The following is a 15,354-nucleotide window of genomic DNA, read 5'->3' as shown; positions in this document are numbered from 1 at the left end:
AACTTGAATCACTTGTCAAAAACACTATGGATAAAGCTGCTAGTAAAAATCGCTTCAAAATAATCCCTCCTAACGCCTTGTTAAGGGGTGAGCAACGCAATACCAAAGCCGCCGCAAACCACCTTAAACACTAAAACCAACGCATAGTAAAAATGCCACGCGTTGCGAATCCCTCTTGAACAGTTTGTTAGGTGTATGCCTCCGAGACTTCTGAAACTGAAAAGCTCATAGCCAAAAAGGAAATTCCTGAGCCAAACTCATAGTTATGAACCTCTATTTGAGCGTGAGCCCATTGACGGCCACTGATATCTATAATCGCTGTACCACCAAGATATCCACTGAAGCCTTTTTCAATTTCTAGGTTAGACACACCTTCAAACTTGAAGCTTTTGAACATGCCACTCCTGTCGTGAGACACCATTTCAATTGAGCTCAACGTAGAGTCCCAAGGGTCGACATTATACTTAAACTCAACCAAATCATTATTTGCAAAGTCTGCAAAAATCACCTTTTCTGACAATTTGACCTCCTGACACCTAACGCCCTGTTAAGGGGTGAGCAACGCAATACCAAAGCCGCCGCATACCACCTTAATCACTTAAACCAACGCATAGTCAAAATGCCACGCGTTGCGAATCCCTCTTGAACAGTTTGTTATGCCTGTCTTAACGCACGCTCAATAAAAGCTGATTTTTTCCGACGATACTCTTCGTGAGACCAACCTGTACAAGACATTTTCAGCTCATTGTATCGTTGAACTAACTCAGGATTTTTACGGAGTTTGTCTCTAAACCCCACAAAAAACTCAAATTCCGAACCATTAGCTACAACTTGAAAAGCGACATCCTCACCTGAGCTATTTTCCAGCATGCAAAGCTCCGGAGTTCTTAACGTATCGGATTTTTCGTTGAAACCTAGAGTAGAAAGTAACTTTACTGCATTTTCTAGTTCCTTGCCGTTAACACCAACAAGTATGTCTAGGTCACCTTTAGATACAGCATTAGGGATAGAGGGAGCTCCAATATGCTCAATAGATGCATCTGGAAGTAAAGCAGCTATCTCAATTTCGTACTTACGATACAGGTTTTCACAAGATGCCTGATATTCATCTGCTTTGTAAAACTGCATATTGTCTCCCAAAAGGCATAACGCCCTGCTAAGGGGTGAGCAACGCAATACCGAAGCCGCCGCAAACCACCTTAATCACTAAAATCAACGCATAGTAAAAATGCCACGCGTTGTGAATCCCTCTTGAGCAGTTTGTTAGTCGCGAGGCACCGAGCGACAATTTTAAGCCAAACTAAACTTTGCGAACAACAAACTTTATGTGCTTTGATGCATTTAAGTCCGGCGTAGTCTCAAAGCGGCTATTCAATGAAACCACGTGGAACTTACAAAACCAGAGAAAAAGTCATTTCAGCGAGCAAATCTGCTTTTGTATCCAACAAACTCACCGAGCGGAGTTGCAAACGAGAACAGACTCTCGATTGCCCTGTCCTGTCAGCATCAGAGAACGAAACAACCGCTTGGGAAATAACAACACATTGATTTAGGACCGATGAAACTGAGCTTTGACCGTCGAAGATCGAACAATGGACCAAGCAATCAGTAGCCAAGTTTTGAGCTTAGAAACATGATTTTGACTATAAGCTTTTTCTGGCGACTAACGCCGCATTAAGGTGTGAGCAACGCTACTACACAACTAAAACCATTGCACCTTAAACACGAAACCCAACGCGAAGGCAAAAGTGCCAAGCGTTGGGAATCACTCTTAAATGCTTTGTTAAGTGATTAGCCTTTAGGAGGGAAAGGATCGTTTCCGTGGCTATCTTTACCAGAAATTTTGCCATCTTTATTATGGATGACTAACTCTGTATTTTGATTTTGGCTGATACCTCTTGCACGATCAATTGCTTCTTGCTTTGTATCAAAGTGCCCTGATGATCTTTGACCACCACTTTGTTTAATATCCCAACCGCCATCAGGGTTTGGGACTACATGTGTACTTTTAGTCATTTTTACCCCTTGTCATACTCAGTATGAGCACATTTAGGGCATGGCGGCAAAGTATCATCATATTCGTCCAGATCCACCCGTTGACCGCATTTTTTACAGTAATAAGTACCTTTACCTGGTTTTTCACCTGTTGTTGCCATAATTGCTCTCCATGTAATTTATATTTTCATTTCACATTCGAGCTAAACCCGAACAGAACCATTATGCAACCAAGGTACTATATCTTGTGTGATAGTAGTCGAAATTCAACCAATCACTTAACGCCGCGTTAAGTAGTGAGCAACGCCACCACGAAACTTAACCATACCACCGTAAACACAAAACCCAACGATGGAATGAAAAATGCCAAGCGTTGGGAATCTGTCTTAAACGCTTTGTTAGGCTTTTTGTTACCACAATCGCTTTTTCTCTAACGTAGTGCCCGTTAATAGCTTGTAGGAATCATTTAAGTACCCATAATAATCAGCTTCTTCTTCAGACAAGCCACATAAGAAGCCTTTTGTGATTTCAGGTGTAGGTGCAAGATCTTCGCCGCTGAGGTAGTCTAAAAGTGTATCTCGATAGTGATTTAATTCTCTAGTTTTAGTATACGTTGCACTGATCGCTTCAAATAATTCTTCATCAAGTTCAGCTATCGAGACTAAAAGCTTTTCATAGACAGAGAAGTCGAACCGGAATATTCCCGACCCAGAGTGCCCATCTTCAAGTTCGGCATGATAATGCTCCAAACCATTCCGAGCGATAATCAATGAGTATTCAACTTCTTTTTGTTCATCTGTATACTCTTTAATCTCTTTTAGTACATTGAAAACCGTCAAAAGAGCCCAATGATTCCGTTCTAGTTCTTCTGCTAGTAGTAACTTGATTGCTCTAGTTTTCCTTTGTTTTTCACGATATTTTTTAACAAGATCAACGCATTCTCTTAGAATAAAGAGTGATATAGCTACCACAACTGTTACTGGTAGCAATGTACCTATCTTATGTAGCCAATCCATTCATGTACTCCTCAATCATGAATATTAACGATGGAAAGCCTAACGCCGCATTAAGGTGTGAACAACGCGACCACGAAACTTACCTTGACCACCGTAAACACTAAACTCAACGATGGAATGAAAAATGCCAAGCGTTGAGAATCACTCTTAAATGCTTTGTTATGAGCGTTCTCGCCGCGATACGACAAAATACTTAAAAATAGCAATTATGAAAGAAGCTACGACGGAAGCTAATATACCTAACCCAAAACCTACCCAACGCTCACGTTGAGCATTTTGCTCGGCACGCAACTCCTGAGCAATGAAAAGTGCCTCAACAACTGCTTTATCAGCATTAACCAAAGGTTCAAGTCGCTGTTTCTCTGCCACTAATTGTTGAATTTTTTGTTCGTTCTCGATAGCAGTAGCTCGCTGATTTTGCACGAATGACAATAACGTTTTAAGACTTTGTTCTGTTTGGTCTAACTCTTGTAGCTGATTCTTGAACTCTACAGATACTGGTTCTGGCGCATTTACATACAAAGTATTTGCTTGGTCCAGTTTCCAAATTGCAAATGATGTCAGAACACCAATAAGCAAAGAGACTACAAATGTTGAGATTGGAGACTTTAAAAACGAATGTACCCAAAGCTTAGCCGCGGACTCTACAAGAGGGTTTGAAACCGAAGATAGAATTTTATCGACTTTAGTTAAATTACACTTAGCGCACAATGCTTGAAGGTTATCAATATCAGCTTTCCCGCCTTGTTTCATGGGAGTTATATGATCGACCATCATAGTTGAAAGCCTCAGCTCATCACCGCACAATGCACACTTACCACCTGATTTTTCTAAGACTTTATTTCTAAAATCCACTCTAACCTCACTAAATTTTCTTTGAAGCTCATAACGCCCTGTTAAGGTGTGAGCAACACAATACTGAAGCTGCCGCATAGCACCTTAAACACTAAATCCAACGCATAGTAAAAATACCACGCGTTGCGAATCACTCTTAAACAGTTTGTTAGCCCACATCTCACCGCTAGTGCTAGAACCAATTGCTAATAAAGTTCTGAACGAACACCGAACCTGATGGAGTGAATGTCCAAACAAATACTCCAATATTTACGAATATCGTCAGCCACAAAATCGATTTAAATGGCTGTTTTTTCGACTTATGACGAAGTTGACTTTGAGCACATAATGCCCCCATCCAACCACCGAGTAACGATAAAAGATGAAGCGTATTTTCTGGTGTCCGCCATTTGCCGTTTTGAGCGGCATTTTTATCTATTGCGTACATTACGTAGGTTACAATGGACATCAGGATATAAACTGCAATGAACAGCTTCTCACCACCTAATATGAATACAGCTGTACTCGCTAAAACTAAGTAAACGATGCTAAACATGATTGTTGAAGGTACCGAGCCAGAACCTAGAATTGTTACATTAGTGGCGTTGTAACGCCCTTTTTTGTCTTCGTTAACTTCAAATTTTACTTCATCATCGACCTTAGGGCGTCGACCTTTACTCTGAACCGTTGATATATGGAGAAAAACTCTTAATTCACCATTTAATGCCGAAATGAATCCATAACCTTTTGAGTCATTCCACTCTATAACTTTACCTTTGATCATCGAACTCTACTTTTTATTTCTCTCTTGTGGGCTAACGCCGCATTAAGGTGTGAGCAACGCAGACCATGAAACTTAACCAGACCACCGTAAACACAAAACCCAACGATGGAATGAAAAATGCCATGCGTTGAGAATCACTCTTAAATGCTTTGTTAGGCTTTTTGTGCAATGTGCTGCAACCTATTCAGCTCAGCTGTAGAAACTTGTGATAAAACACCTTTAGCTTCCAAAATTTGGATAATTCTTATCTCAATTCTTGAACTTAGTTCACCATCGTCTTGATTAAGGTCTTCTTCTATACTGTCGATCATTCGCTCAAAAAGGGGTTGGAACATAGCCTCCGCAACTGTTTCAATTTCTTTAGCCTGATACTCTTTTTTTAGAGTTTCATAATTATCTTCAGGTACAATCATTGCAGAGTTTAATAGTAACTGAGGAGGGATAAAAATCGTTTGAATTGAGTTTTTAAGGGTTACACCACCCTCATCAATATCCGTAATTTTATACAAGTTGCTACCGATACCACTTCCCGCACCGGTATAAACTATGTAAGCATTTCTTCCAGCTACAGCCTCAAGCTTTGTCTTAAGTTTTTTATATTCACTTTTTTTCTGTAAAAAGTCTTTTAAGTAAAAAGTCACAGCAACACTAATCACTGTAGTCACAACTGCGAATAATATTTTGATGTAGTCAAATTCCATGAAAACTCTTTTTGCAAATCTTAGAAGATAAATTCCACCTATCAACCACCATGGTTAATATCATAAAACACTAACTCGCTTAAGTAGATGAATCAACTATAACGACAATAAAGGCGAGTTACTTCAACATGTTAAGCCTAACGCCGCGTTAAGGGGCAGCAACGCGCTACCACCAAACTTCAATTTACCACCGTAAACACAAGTACCAATATTTGAGCCAAACTCGCCACGCGTTGACTGTCCCTCTTGAACGCTTTGTTATGTGCCCAAACTCATTGGGTACTCTGGGTGGCCAGTATGCTCGTCCAATTGCTCACCGACTACTGTAAACCCTTGAGACACATAGAACTGATAACTAGCCTGATTTTCTTTGTATACGGAAAGACTTAATACCGCTCTTTGAGCTTTAGCATGATTTAACAATTGCTTACCGATACCTTTACCCTGAAACGCAGGAAGCACGAATATAGCAGCCAAGTTATTTTCATACAGCGCGTAAAAACCAACTATTCTTGACTCGATTTCGTAAACAAAAACCTCTGAAGCTGGAATATAAATATTACGCATGTTCTCAGCTTGAGATTCCCAGAAGTCAGCAGAGACGAAATCGTGAGCTTTAAAGGAAGCTTCAAGCCAGATTTCAAGAACTGAATCTAAGTCGATTGAATTGTATTTTCTTATCATTTTTGAACTCTGGATTGTCAAATTTACTGGGGCACATAACGCCCTGTTAAGGGGTGAGCGACGCAATACCGAAGCTGCCGCATACCACCTTAAACACTAAACGCAACGCATAGTGAAAATGCCACGCGTTGCGAATCCCTCTTGAACAGTTTGTTAGCATTATTTTTTCTTAGGCTTATCTTTTGAACTAGTAACTATGTGGCGGTTGTCATTTTTTATTGGTTGTGGTGGTTTTGGCATTGGTGGTTTTTTAGGTTGAGTCATAAATGCTCCTTAAAAGTAAAAATTTAGTGAGAACACAACAAACGAAACACAAGTTAGTGCTGCAGATACAATAGCCATTATTGAGGCTATCCGTAACTTAACTCCTCGCCCATGGTTTGTTGTGCTACCTTGATTACATGCAATATCAACTTTGGAAAGAATATTGGTCAGTTCCGTTTCATATACAAACGACTTCCCATCCTCCCAGTTTTTATAAGCACTTTCTGTGTAGTCCGCCCAACTATTTGTATATAGCTTCGAGTAATTTCCAATCGACGGGATAGCCAATGCAGCATACGTAAAAGCGATAGCTCCAGTAACAACAGCCGCAACTGCAAAAAACCAACAAGCTGCTAGCGCACTAACTTTCGCGTTTTCACCAGACAATGAAGAATGAAACCAATCTATTAAAGCAAAGTCGAAACCTATAAGTACAACGAGAAGCCAGAGAATTGTTCGGCTAACCACAACTTGATGACGATTTATATCAACTAACTGAACGTAATACTCTTTCTCGGCTAAAGTTAGGACTTTCTCGAGAGTCTTTGTATAACCGTCTGAATCATACTGAACTTCATCTTCCAATCGTATTATCTCCAAATAATGCTAACGCCGCGTTAAGGGGTGAACAACGCGATGCCACTCAACTTAAACTATTGTGCCATAAACACAAAAGCTAAACTTTAAACCAAAACTGCCAAGCGTTGAGAATCCCTCTTAAACGCTTTGTTATGTGCGTACTAGACGGTAACGCCTTACCGTACCCTCACTGTCATCTGTGTAGTTACCGAGATATTCACCACCACAGTTTTCGATGACCTTTTGAGATGCGGGATTGTCAATTGAGCAAGTAACAATAACTGAGTCCGAGACAACGTGATCTCGCACCCAAGCAAGCAGAAATGAGGCAACACCCTTACCACGAGCTGACGGTCTAGTTTCGTAGCCGACATGACCAATGACATTTTCTACGTTGGCATTAGTACCTTTGCGAACTCGGATTGCACCTAAAATTTCAGAGTTCGATACACAGTAGTAAGTTGTGCTAGGTAAATATCCGTTTGATAACTCAGAAGTTGCCTTAGAACGTTCGATCAAACCTGACAAATAAGCTGTCGGGTTTTTCTCTACACCCGAATATTTTAGGATACCCGAATCTAAGCATTCTTTCGCATAACTCACTAATATTGGAGCCAAATCAGGGTTGGCCTCAACCACTTCCATGTCGATTTTCCTCATAAGCACATAACGCCCTGTTAAGGTGTGAGCAACGCAATACCAAAGCTTCTGCACACCACCTTAAACACTAAAACCAACGCATAGTAAAAATGCCACGCGTTGCGAATCACTCTTAAACAGTTTGTTATGTTTTGAGTTCGACGCCGATACTTTTGTAGTACTCAGAGACCAACTCCCACCTTTGTTCTGAGTAATCATTAAACTTGTCTCTCCAATCAGGGCAGTTAGTGAAATAATCATCTGATGCCTCTGTAAGATAGTTGTCAATTGCTTGAGCTGTAAACTCAACTCCTAGCTGCGAAAAATGATTTTTGTAGTCCTGCAATATTCTCAAGGAATTGAAATCACTGGCCCGACGCAAGAGGTCATACATTGCAGAGTACCAGTTCATTGAGTAGGTAAAGAAATGATCCCACCCTTCCATATCTGCTATTGACTCAAAGTATGCCAACACAAAAACAGGCCATTCAACATCTGTAAGGTTCTCTTCTTGACTTAAACCTTTATCTAAAATGCTATCTATGTCGATGCTCAGTACTCCTGTAAAAACATAACGCCCAATTAACGTGTGAGCAACGTAATACCGATGCCTCTGCATAGCACCATAATCACTGAAACTGACGCACAGTAAAAATGCCACGCGTTGCGAATCATGTTGAATTGTTTGTTAGTTTCATTTTGTACGCCTCAATCAGTGTTTTTGGCATTGTTACGTATTTTTCAATTTCGAGAATAACCTCTGGATGTAAAGTAGGCGTCGGATTAATTGCATTAAATCTATCAGGCAAATGCACGGCTTTTCTGTTTAGTTCACCAAAATATAGATTTTGCCAAACCAACGGCTTTCTTTGATCGTGAGATTTACTTTTTATAACTTTCTCTAAATGACCAGTGAACATTCGGCGCTTAATATAAGGCATACTCTCTGCATTTTTAATCCTCTTTTTATTTATATCAAATAGATCAATGGACTCACCCCCTCGAGAAACCACTTGCCTCATATCGTAGCAATAGCGTCTCAAGCACCAAACAGTTTTATCTAAGTCCACAATCTGATGAGGTAAATTGTAGTGCGCATGAGACAGATAACGATTAGCTCCATATATATTCAAAAACTCAATAAACTCACGGCAATCGTCTGGAAGCTCAAAGCCCAAATCCTCGATAGACTCCACTCTCCTTAAGGATTTGCACAAATCATGGTTGAGTTTTTTAGCACTTACTCTGTTATACAGAAGAATAGACTTCAGATACTTTTCAACAGCTTGCAAAGCACTCCAAGTAAACTGAATCATTAAGTTATTCTGATAACATAACCTAGCAGCAATATAATCTTGATCAGCAACATCTCTAAAACTTCGCGTTACAAAATCATTAAAAACTATACGCATATTACTCCTTGAAACTAACGCCGCATTAAGGGGTGAACAACGCATTCCACCCAAACTAAACCATTGTGCCGTAAACACTAAAGCCAATTCAAACCCAAACTGCCGAGCGTTGTGAATCCCTCTTGAATGCTTTGTTAGTTGCCAAACCTAAAGCTTTGATTTGAAGTCGATTGCCGTTTTGCCAACACTAGTTTTACGTGCTTTGAAAAACTCAATTCAGGCGCAGTTTCAAAGCGCCTGTCACTGAAACCACTTGGAACACGCAACGCCGTAGAAAACGAACTGACAACACCAAAAAGACCTTTTGGAGAAACAACGCCACAAAGCTGACTTTCAACAAGTAAATCGGTTTCAGAAACGGCAAACCAAACTAGGAAAAGATCGAAGCTCAATTTCCGCGAACCAAGAACCCGAAGTTCGAAGTGCAAAATCGAGCAAAGCACACGAACATTAGACCTAAACACTCTGTTTTAGCTGCGATTTTCTCGTTGGCAACTAACGCCCAATTAAGGGGTGAACAACGCCTCCACCCAACCTAAAACATTGTGCCATAAACACTTAACTTGAAGTAGAAGCAAAAATGCCAAGCGTTGAGAATCCCTCTTAAATTGCTTGTTATGTGGATGTTCCCACTAGCACCAAAACAGTAATTGCACCAAACAATATCCAAGATAGGTGCTTTCCTTTTGATCCCAAAAGGGCCGCCAGAAAGTGCACACAAAATGTAATAGCGATTATCTGGCCAACTAATTGTTTACTAAATTCTGGCTGCGCTAGAACCACAACAATACCAGCTAACCCCAACCAGGCGACTGACGTTAAGTGCCATGCAAACCTCAACGTACGTTTAGTAAAATCATCACTTCCTAAAATCTTTGGCAAATTGTCACGCTTAAACAACCTAGAAAGGATAAAGCGTTCACCGAGGTAAGAATGAGCAAAAGATACAACCATTAGCAAAAAAGCTGCGAGATATAAAAGACTATCCATTTTCTCCTCCATCCACATAACGCCGCGTTAAGGGGTGAACAACGCCACCACCTGACCTAAACCATTGTGCCATAATCACAAAAGCTAAACTTTGAACCAAAACTGCCAAGCGTTGAGAATCCCTCTTGAACGCTTTGTTATGTGCGTGTTAAACGGTAGCGCCTTACAGTGCCCTCGGTTTCACTTGTGTAGTTGCCAAGATACTCACCGCCACAGTTTTCGATAACCTTTTGGGACGCTGGATTGTCAACTGAACAAGTAACAATAACTGAATCAGTGACAATATGGTCTCGCACCCAAGCGAGGAGAAGTGAGGCTACACCTTTACCACGAGCGGACGGTCTAGTTTCGTAGCCAACATGCCCAATGACATTTTCTACGTTGGCATTAGTACCTTTACGAACTCGAATAGCGCCTAAGATTTCAGAGTCAGATACGCAATAATAAGTCGTGCTGGGTAAATAACCGTTTGGTAACTCAGAAGTTGCCTTAGAACGTTCAACCAAACCCGATAAATAAGCTTCAGGATCTTGCTCAACGCCGGAATATTTAGGGATACCCGACTCCAAACATTCTTTCGCGTAACTTGCTAATATTGGAGCTATATCTGGATTCGCTTCTACTACTTCCATGTCAACTATCCTCAAAAGCACATAACGCCCAATTAAGGGGTGAACAACGCCTCCACCCAAACCTAAACCATTGTGCCATAAACACTAAATTGACTTGAAGTGAGGACGCCAAGCGTTGTGAATCCCTCTTAAATTGCTTGTTATATTACATGTCTCGATACTTGAGTTTAAGATAGTCATTTGTTTCTAGACTTTGCTTATTTTTGTACTCGTACATTTGCTTGATATGCTGACGAATAGTAGGCGTATATGCCGCTTTAGAACCATATACCAACGGTCCATCAGAGTTCCAACAACCCCCATCTGAAGAGTTGTACGTTAACGCCCATATCTCTTTGTCGTCTTTTATGAAAAACCAACTGTGAACACTGTACTCGCTTTCTTGAAACAAACCTTTAGCCTGAGACAACTTTGCGTTTTCCCATGAGGTGAAGATTTCGAACTCTTTGCCAGATTCAGAAATCATTCTAGATAATTGATTTCTATATGTATTCCACATAACCTCACCGTAATATAACGCCGCGTTAAGTGGTGAACAACGCAACCACCCAACCTAACTTATTGTACCGTAAACACAAAAGCCGATTAAAACTAAAAATGCCAAGCGTTGTGAATCCGTCTTAAACGCTTTGTTATGTGTTTCTTTCCAATGAGTTTACATAGTAAAAATATGAGAAACCTTTACTTTTATAGGTGCGACCTTTTAAGTCTGAAACACCTGCCTCGATGGGCACATCTGTTTTAGCAAAATCTGTCTGATTACAATACTGATCTAAGCTTTTAAAACCAAGCTCTTCAAGAACAGAGTCCGTAATAGTGCCAACATCACACGAATTTCCGGGATTGAGGGGTGACGAAAGCTTTCCAACACCAAACCAGTCGATCCTATTTTGAAACTTAGAAACACGCTTACCTAAAGCAGAAAAGTAAAACGACTCTGGTTTTAATATTACTGGCTGTCCTCCGATATTCGTAACTCGAATTTTTAGAGTTTCTTCTAATAATTCTTCGCCAGGAGAAAATTCTTCCGAATAGCTAGATAAGTCACCAACGACGATTTCGACAACACAATTGGCTCTGCGCTCATACCTTGTTAAACAAAACGTAAGAACACTAATAATAAAACCGAGTACGCCTGCAATCTTTGCGACTACATCCAAATCTATCATCGAAACCTCAATTTTTCGGAAACACATAACGCCGCGTTAAGTGGTGAACAACGCTAACCACTAAACTTAAACCATTGTACCTTAAACACTAAATTCAACTTGAACTGAAATCGCCAAGCGTTGTGAATCCGCCTTAAACGCCTTGTTAGGCGAAGTTTTCCACCAGTGTTTAAGTTGTTTTGAAAGCAGATTACCCGAAACAAAATACTCAACCAAGCACCCACTGACTTTTTGTGATTCAAGAACCATAAAAGCCACTATGTTTCAGCCGAAAGTTCGACAACCACGAAATACAGACTTTCAGCGATCAAGTTGCATTTGAGGAAGCGAGACGTAAAGCTGCAAACTTAAAGCGAGAACGAAAGCCTCGATTAACTTGCCCTTTCCACACTTTGAGCCCGTAAGATTCACCACCAACCAACGCTGAAAACCAATGAGGCAACCCACGAACATTGGCATGTTTTACGGCTGGATAGGTTCAAGAATTTGAGCCGACAATGTTGAATTGCCGACTTAGTAAAACGAATGCTTAAAGAAAACTAAGAAGATGAGAACAAAGAACTTTCCAGCCCGCCGCCTAACGCCGCGTTAAGGGGCAGCAACGCAATACCACAAAACTTCAATTTACCACCGTACACACCGATGCCAAGATTTAAACCAAAGTCGCCACGCGTTGACTGTCCCTCTTGAACGCCTTGTTAGCTTATTTCATGCAAACCATTGTATACCAAAAGCCATACCTTACTTTGCTTTACATGCTGAACTTGAGACTTAGCATCAAAGCCGAGAACTTCAGGCTGTGTACTTTGAATTACCTTGCACCAAGCTAAAACCGCCGAGCGTGGAGACTCACGAAACTTCACACAATGAAGCTGACATTTGAATTGCTGTTTTCACATACAAGACTTTGCAAATGGCACTAGCCAAGGCGTGATTGAAATGAGCACCAACTTTTGAAGTTTAGTTACTAGAAGCCAAGAACCAAGAACCAAGAACCAAGAACCAAGAACCAAGAACCAAGAAAAGATTATTCACTGACATATCTAGAACAAGAGAATGTGTAGTCAACGGTCAACGCACTAACTTTCGATGATGTTCCCAGCCTCACACTAGCTATAAGATCCTGATTTTACTGTTGTAAGCTAACGCCGCGTTAAGGGGCAGCAACGCGCTACTACCAAACTTCAATTTACCACCTTAAACACAAATGCCAATATTTAAGCCAAACTCGCCACGCGTTGACTGTCCCTCTTGAACGCCTTGTTAGGGCACTGCTTTAATCGTACACGCTTACTTCGATTAAGTTTGAGTCTGGGTCCAAGAAATACACAGATTCGATAGTGCCAACCGCTCCGGATTTTTGAGCTGGGCCTTCAATTATTTCGACGTTTTCATTTGCCAAATGACGTACAACTTCATCTAACGACCAACTGGATATTAGGCATAGATCCCCAGAACCGACTTGAGCTAAGTTTCTCGGCTCTTGCCCTAAACGTTGAAAGTTGATTTTTTGATTTCCAAATTTAACGGCTTTTCGACCATTAGCGAATGACACTTCTTCCATTTTCAGAACTCGTTTATAGAACTGCACTGACCGCTCAATATCTGAAACTGTAAGAACGATATGGTCAATATGACTGATCAAAATGTACCTCCTTGTGGCCCTAACGCCGCATTAAGGGGTGAACAACGCAAACCACCCGACCTAAACCATTGTGCCATAAACATTGAAGCTGAACTTTGAACCAAGACCGCCAAGCGTTGAGAATCCCTCTTAAATGCTTTGTTATGTGATTTTCTCAAAGGTTTCTCATACTAACCATTTGAAAGACTTTTGTAAGAATTTATCTGCATTTTCAGTGACGATTTCACCGTGAGCCATGACCAATATTTGCGGGTTCCAAGACAACAACCTATTGAGGTGTTTCCGCGCGTCCGCTTTACCAAACATGAAGCTTAAACGCCAATCCAAAGGCATTTTCCCTTTAGGGGCAAGTATACCAACACCTTTGGCCACAACCCGTTGCCAGTAGTTAAAGTCTTTACCTGAAACGTTCTCAACCAGGTCAGTAACAATTAACGTACTTGAACTGCTATGGTAAAACACACATTCTTCCATTAGCGGAGAACCAGAAAACAATTCTTGTTCAATGTCAGGCTCCCAAGCATAACTTTGCGGGTTATTAAGAGATGTATGAAAAGAAATATCGCTACGCTTTTTTATCACCTCGTTTGTCCCATAGACTTCTGCGTTTGGAAAGGCCGCAATCCATTCAGATAAGAACAAGTGGTGTAGATGATTGGGGGCAATTAAATATTTAACAGAACCTAAACTGTCAATTTGCTCTGCAATTGACTCAGATAATTTGATTGGACTATGAACCCATAAATCTCCACTAGAAAGTCTAACAACCGTCATTCGAGTGGAAAAAGGCAACCCTAAGAACTGAACGGGTTCACCATCAAATATCCATATTTCATGCGCTAATTTTTCCATGTTGCTCCAATCACATAACGCCGCGTTAAGGGGCGACAACGCTATGCACCCCAAACTAAAGCATTGTGCCATAAACACATAAGCCAAACTTTAAACTAAAACTGCCAAGCGTTGGGAGTCCCTCTTGAACGCTTTGTTATGTTGCGAAGTTCGCTATTACGCACGTCAGAAACGCTGGTAAGCCAGAAACAAAAAGCTTGATGCAAAATATCGTGTTTGATGAAAAACGTTCGTCGTCAATTTCATCAGCCACCGAACTATCGACCATTGAACCTGTCACCCTTTCCGCTTTATCGCCACCAAAACCACCTTCAGGAGGATACATAAAAAATAATGCTGCTATTCCCCAAAGAATCATCACGACAAAGAAAGCGTAGTCAGACCAAAAATTAAGACCAAAGAACCCAGTAGACTCCTCAAATGCGACCACAACGGCGGTTGTAATGAGATTGCTGATAACAAAAAACTTCAATAAATTTAGCACTTTATTCCTCGCAACTCCCTAACAACATAACGCCGCATTAAGGGGCAGCGACGCGTTACCGCTAAACTTCAATTTACCACCGTAAGCACCGAGGCCAATATTTGAGACAAATTCGCCACGCGTTGACTGTCCCTCTTGAATGCCTTGTTAGCTTATTTCATGCAAACCATTGTATACCAAAGGCCATACCTTACTTTGCTTTACATGCTGAACTTGAGACTTAACATCAAGCCGAGAACTTCAGGCTGTGTACTTTGAATTACCTTGCGCCAAGCCAAAACCGCCGAGCGTGGAGACTCACGAAACTTCACACAATGAAGCTGACATTTGAATTGCTGTTTTCACATACAACACTTTGCAAATGGCACTAGCCAAGGCGTAATTGAACTGAGCACCAACTTTTTAAGTTTAGATACTAGAAGCCAAGAACCAAGAACCAAGAACCAAGAACCAAGAACCAAGAACCAAGAACCAAGAACCAAGACAAGCGTATTCACTGAGATATCTAGAACAAGAAAATGTGTAGTCATAGCACTGACTTTTGATGACGTTCCCAGCGTCGCACTAGCTATAAGATTCTGATGTTACTTTTGTAAGCTAACGCCCTGTTAAGGTGTGAGCAACGCAATACAAAAGCTGCCGCAAACCACCTTAAACACTAAAATCAACGCATA

22 protein-coding genes are annotated in these 15,354 nt (G+C 40.9%); all 22 read right to left on the bottom strand.

The features are described from left to right. Nucleotides 1–187: 187 nt before the first annotated feature. Nucleotides 188–520: a hypothetical protein gene (locus tag R7M92_RS23920; protein ID WP_009704190.1), complete on the bottom strand. Its 333-nt coding sequence runs from the start codon at nucleotides 518–520 to the stop codon at nucleotides 188–190. 134 nt (nucleotides 521–654) lie between these two features. After that, on the bottom strand, nucleotides 655–1,128 hold the full coding sequence (locus R7M92_RS23915; RefSeq protein WP_318134485.1) for a GrpB family protein: 474 nt from the start codon (nucleotides 1,126–1,128) through the stop codon (nucleotides 655–657). Between the two features lie 663 nt (nucleotides 1,129–1,791). Beyond that, complete coding sequence (locus R7M92_RS23910) at nucleotides 1,792–2,016, bottom strand: DUF2188 domain-containing protein (RefSeq protein ID WP_017048036.1); 225 nt, start codon at nucleotides 2,014–2,016, stop codon at nucleotides 1,792–1,794. Between the two features lie 2 nt (nucleotides 2,017–2,018). After that, a complete protein-coding gene (locus tag R7M92_RS23905) occupies nucleotides 2,019–2,156 on the bottom strand; it encodes a zinc ribbon-containing protein (RefSeq protein ID WP_318134479.1) in 138 nt (45 codons plus the stop codon). Nucleotides 2,157–2,405: 249 nt separating this feature from the next. Beyond that, nucleotides 2,406–3,011, bottom strand: a complete 606-nt coding sequence (locus R7M92_RS23900; RefSeq protein ID WP_187567820.1) for a hypothetical protein — start codon at nucleotides 3,009–3,011, stop codon at nucleotides 2,406–2,408. Between the two features lie 159 nt (nucleotides 3,012–3,170). Then, nucleotides 3,171–3,944, bottom strand: coding sequence for an HNH endonuclease signature motif containing protein (locus tag R7M92_RS23895; protein WP_318134475.1), 774 nt, complete (start codon nucleotides 3,942–3,944; stop codon nucleotides 3,171–3,173). 94 nt (nucleotides 3,945–4,038) lie between these two features. Beyond that, on the bottom strand, nucleotides 4,039–4,629 hold the full coding sequence (locus R7M92_RS23890; RefSeq protein ID WP_175427022.1) for a cold shock and DUF1294 domain-containing protein: 591 nt from the start codon (nucleotides 4,627–4,629) through the stop codon (nucleotides 4,039–4,041). A 152-nt stretch (nucleotides 4,630–4,781) separates the two neighbouring features. After that, the gene (locus tag R7M92_RS23885; RefSeq protein WP_138939260.1) at nucleotides 4,782–5,330 is read right to left on the bottom strand and encodes a hypothetical protein; all 549 of its coding nucleotides are present in this window, start codon (nucleotides 5,328–5,330) and stop codon (nucleotides 4,782–4,784) included. A 258-nt stretch (nucleotides 5,331–5,588) separates the two neighbouring features. Beyond that, complete coding sequence (locus R7M92_RS23880) at nucleotides 5,589–6,014, bottom strand: N-acetyltransferase (protein ID WP_151514902.1); 426 nt, start codon at nucleotides 6,012–6,014, stop codon at nucleotides 5,589–5,591. A gap of 273 nt (nucleotides 6,015–6,287) precedes the next feature. Beyond that, a complete protein-coding gene (locus tag R7M92_RS23875; protein ID WP_254413705.1) occupies nucleotides 6,288–6,863 on the bottom strand; it encodes a hypothetical protein in 576 nt (191 codons plus the stop codon). A gap of 144 nt (nucleotides 6,864–7,007) precedes the next feature. Further along, a complete protein-coding gene (locus R7M92_RS23870) occupies nucleotides 7,008–7,502 on the bottom strand; it encodes a GNAT family N-acetyltransferase (protein ID WP_318134470.1) in 495 nt (164 codons plus the stop codon). Between the two features lie 139 nt (nucleotides 7,503–7,641). Continuing rightward, nucleotides 7,642–8,157, bottom strand: a complete 516-nt coding sequence (locus R7M92_RS23865; RefSeq protein WP_318134468.1) for a hypothetical protein — start codon at nucleotides 8,155–8,157, stop codon at nucleotides 7,642–7,644. 10 nt (nucleotides 8,158–8,167) lie between these two features. Beyond that, nucleotides 8,168–8,908, bottom strand: a complete 741-nt coding sequence (locus tag R7M92_RS23860; protein WP_318134466.1) for a HEPN domain-containing protein — start codon at nucleotides 8,906–8,908, stop codon at nucleotides 8,168–8,170. A 134-nt stretch (nucleotides 8,909–9,042) separates the two neighbouring features. Beyond that, the gene (locus tag R7M92_RS23855; protein WP_139060767.1) at nucleotides 9,043–9,300 is read right to left on the bottom strand and encodes a hypothetical protein; all 258 of its coding nucleotides are present in this window, start codon (nucleotides 9,298–9,300) and stop codon (nucleotides 9,043–9,045) included. Nucleotides 9,301–9,523: 223 nt separating this feature from the next. Further along, nucleotides 9,524–9,898, bottom strand: coding sequence for a hypothetical protein (locus R7M92_RS23850; RefSeq protein WP_318134465.1), 375 nt, complete (start codon nucleotides 9,896–9,898; stop codon nucleotides 9,524–9,526). Between the two features lie 137 nt (nucleotides 9,899–10,035). Further along, the gene (locus tag R7M92_RS23845) at nucleotides 10,036–10,530 is read right to left on the bottom strand and encodes a GNAT family N-acetyltransferase (protein WP_318134464.1); all 495 of its coding nucleotides are present in this window, start codon (nucleotides 10,528–10,530) and stop codon (nucleotides 10,036–10,038) included. Nucleotides 10,531–10,675: 145 nt separating this feature from the next. After that, nucleotides 10,676–11,029, bottom strand: a complete 354-nt coding sequence (locus R7M92_RS23840) for a hypothetical protein (protein WP_139046563.1) — start codon at nucleotides 11,027–11,029, stop codon at nucleotides 10,676–10,678. Nucleotides 11,030–11,162: 133 nt separating this feature from the next. Next, nucleotides 11,163–11,699: a hypothetical protein gene (locus R7M92_RS23830; protein WP_025543537.1), complete on the bottom strand. Its 537-nt coding sequence runs from the start codon at nucleotides 11,697–11,699 to the stop codon at nucleotides 11,163–11,165. A gap of 1,276 nt (nucleotides 11,700–12,975) precedes the next feature. Continuing rightward, the gene (locus tag R7M92_RS23825) at nucleotides 12,976–13,344 is read right to left on the bottom strand and encodes a VOC family protein (protein WP_411974287.1); all 369 of its coding nucleotides are present in this window, start codon (nucleotides 13,342–13,344) and stop codon (nucleotides 12,976–12,978) included. A 165-nt stretch (nucleotides 13,345–13,509) separates the two neighbouring features. Then, entirely contained in the window at nucleotides 13,510–14,196 is a 687-nt protein-coding gene (locus R7M92_RS23820; protein ID WP_318134461.1) for a DUF4336 domain-containing protein, read from the bottom strand. A 136-nt stretch (nucleotides 14,197–14,332) separates the two neighbouring features. Next, entirely contained in the window at nucleotides 14,333–14,680 is a 348-nt protein-coding gene (locus R7M92_RS23815) for a hypothetical protein (protein WP_318134459.1), read from the bottom strand. Between the two features lie 341 nt (nucleotides 14,681–15,021). Further along, nucleotides 15,022–15,210 (bottom strand): hypothetical protein, encoded by a 189-nt coding sequence (locus R7M92_RS23810; RefSeq protein WP_318134458.1) that lies wholly within the window; start codon nucleotides 15,208–15,210, stop codon nucleotides 15,022–15,024. Nucleotides 15,211–15,354 lie beyond the last annotated feature (144 nt).

The sequence above is a fragment of the Vibrio sp. Vb2880 genome (assembly GCF_033337975.1).
GTDB classification, from domain to species: domain Bacteria; phylum Pseudomonadota; class Gammaproteobacteria; order Enterobacterales; family Vibrionaceae; genus Vibrio; species Vibrio alginolyticus.
The sequence above is the reverse complement of the archived record's forward strand: the minus strand, read 5'-3'. Positions and strand labels throughout refer to the sequence as shown.